The 2,129-nt window shown below is 71.5% G+C and carries 3 protein-coding genes; 1 reads left to right on the top strand and 2 read right to left on the bottom strand.

From position 1 onward, the window contains the following. Together P409_RS32525 and P409_RS32520 are read right to left on the bottom strand one after the other, a co-directional pair. Positions 1 to 432 (bottom strand): FecR family protein (locus P409_RS32525; RefSeq protein WP_034848389.1); only part of this gene is annotated, 432 nt, incomplete at its 3' end. Between the two features lie 69 nt (positions 433 to 501). Further along, positions 502 to 1,011, bottom strand: a complete 510-nt coding sequence (locus P409_RS32520) for an RNA polymerase sigma factor (RefSeq protein WP_052121654.1) — start codon at positions 1,009 to 1,011, stop codon at positions 502 to 504. Between the two features lie 154 nt (positions 1,012 to 1,165). Between P409_RS32520 and P409_RS32515 the strand changes: the two genes are divergently transcribed. Next, a complete protein-coding gene (locus P409_RS32515) occupies positions 1,166 to 1,930 on the top strand; it encodes an SDR family NAD(P)-dependent oxidoreductase (RefSeq protein WP_034848387.1) in 765 nt (254 codons plus the stop codon). Positions 1,931 to 2,129 lie beyond the last annotated feature (199 nt).

The raw sequence follows: 2,129 nt of genomic DNA, 5'->3' as shown, positions 1-2,129 counted from the left end.
ACGGAAGCCGAGCGCGATGGCGCTGTCGGTGTTGAGCAGCACGGTGGAGCCGTCCGGCAGCGGGATCCGCGCCTGCTCGCCGATGCCGGTGCGGTGGTCGGCCCGCCACAGCAGCGCCAGCCGCGGCGCCAGGGCGACACCGGCCACGCCGGCGGCCAGCATCGCGCCGCCGCCGAGCACGGCACGACGGCCGAAGCCCCTCCGCCCGGGTCGGGGCTCCGCGGCCGGCGACGCCTCCGGCGCCAGCGCCTGCAGTTGCCGCCAGAAGGCGCGCTCCCGCGTGAAGGCGCGGTCATGCGCCGGCGAGCCCTGCCGCCAGGCCCGGAACGCGGCCAGGTCGGCCTCGGTCGCCGTGCCCGAGGCGAGCCGGACCACCCAGTCGCGCGCGTCCCTGGCGATCCTGCTTTCCTGGGCGTTGTCGTCGGTGTCCATCGGCTCGCGGCGGCAGGCGGAGGGCGATTCCCCCTTCTACTCCCTAGACGCGCGAAAAGGGGATCTGCCTCAGTCGGCCAAACTGCCGCGCAGTTCCGACAGACGCTCGAGCACACGGCGGATATGATAATAGACCGTGGTCTCGGACACGCCCAGATCGCGCGCGATCTGGCGGTGGGTCCTGCCCTCGAAGCGGTTCATCAGGAACACCCGCCGGCTCTGCTCCGGCATCTCCGCCAGGGCCTTCTCCAGCGCCGCCACCGCCTCGCGGCCCATCGCGATGCGTTCCGGCGACATCTCGTCGGCGCCGTCCCACAGCAGGTCGTACACCTCCCGGTCGATCGCCGCGCGCCGCCGTTCCTTGCGAAGATGGTCGGTGGCGGCGTTGCGCACCGTGCGGCGGACATAGGCCTGCGGGTTCTCCACCGCCGCGTCCGCGCTCATATCGGCCAGCTTCACCCAGGCGTCCTGCAGGATGTCGGCGGACCGCGCGCGGCAGCGCACCCGGCCCTGCAGGCCGGCCTCCATGCCGGGCGCCTCGGCCCCGAAGGCCGCGAGGATCCGAGACAGCTTCTTCACGACACCCCGCGGTCCGCATTCGACAGGACGAATGTACCGAGAATGCAATCCATTCTCAACTGGCAGGCGGTGTCTGCCTTGCCCTTGCAAAGTGGATGATCGGCATCATCTAACGATCCATGAAATGATGATCGTCATCTGAAGGAGCGATCGAATGGGACTGTTGGATGGCAAGGTGGCCCTGGTCACCGGCGGCACCTCGGGCATCGGCCGCGCCAGTGCCGTGCTGTTCGCCCGCGAGGGCGCCAAGGTGGCGCTGACCGGGCGGCGGGCGGCGGAGGGCGAGGCCGTGGTCGCAGAGATCGCGGCGGCGGGCGGCGAGGCGCTGTTCATCCCGGCCGACCTGACGCGGATCCACGGCATCCCCGGCATCGTCGAGCAGGTGGTGGCGCGCTTCGGCCGGCTGGACGTCGCCTTCAACAATGCCGGCATCTCCGGCGGCGGGCCGCTCGAGGCGCTCGACGAGGACCGCTGGGACAGCCTGGTCGACACCAACCTCAAGGCTCATTTCTTCGCGCTGAAGGCCGAGGCCGCGCAGATGAAGGCACAGGGCGGCGGCGGGGCGATCCTGTTCAACGGCTCGGTGCTGGCCGGCATCGCCGCGCCCGGCATCTCGATCTACAGCGCCACCAAGGGCGGCATCGTCTCGCTCGCCCGCGCCGCGGCGGTGGAGCTGGGGCCGCACGGCATCCGGGTGAATTCGGTCAACCCGTCGATCACCCGCACCGAGATGACCCGGGGCCGGATCGTCAAGAACCCGGACGGCACCGAATCCCACCCCCTCGCCGTCGGCATTCCGCTGAACCGCCTGGCGGAGCCGGAGGAGATCGCGCAGGTCGCCCTGTTCCTGCTGTCGGACCGGGCCTCCTACGTCAACGGCCAAGCCATCATCGTGGATGGCGGCCAGAGCGCGGCCTGACGCCCGCTCCCGCACCCCGAGGACCTCATCATGTTTCGTGAACGCAAGGCACCGGCCGCCGGTCGGCTGCCGCAGATCCTGCTCGCCACCGCCCTGCTCGGCGCCTTCGCAGCGCACCCCGCCGCGGCCGGCTACGAGACGTGGTCACGGCGGCACCGACGCGCCGGGCGGCGCGGTTCGCTTCACCTCGACCCTGGCG

Origin of the sequence: Inquilinus limosus MP06 (assembly GCF_000767795.1) — a bacterium.
Taxonomy (GTDB): domain Bacteria; phylum Pseudomonadota; class Alphaproteobacteria; order DSM-16000; family Inquilinaceae; genus Inquilinus; species Inquilinus limosus_E.
This window is presented reverse-complemented; position numbering and strand designations above follow the sequence as displayed.

Bases quoted from the DNA above. Each gene is read 5' to 3' on its own strand.
- P409_RS32515 (WP_034848387.1), top strand. From the start codon at position 1,166: ATGGGACTGTTGGATGGCAAGGTGGCCCTGGTCACCGGCGGCACCTCG.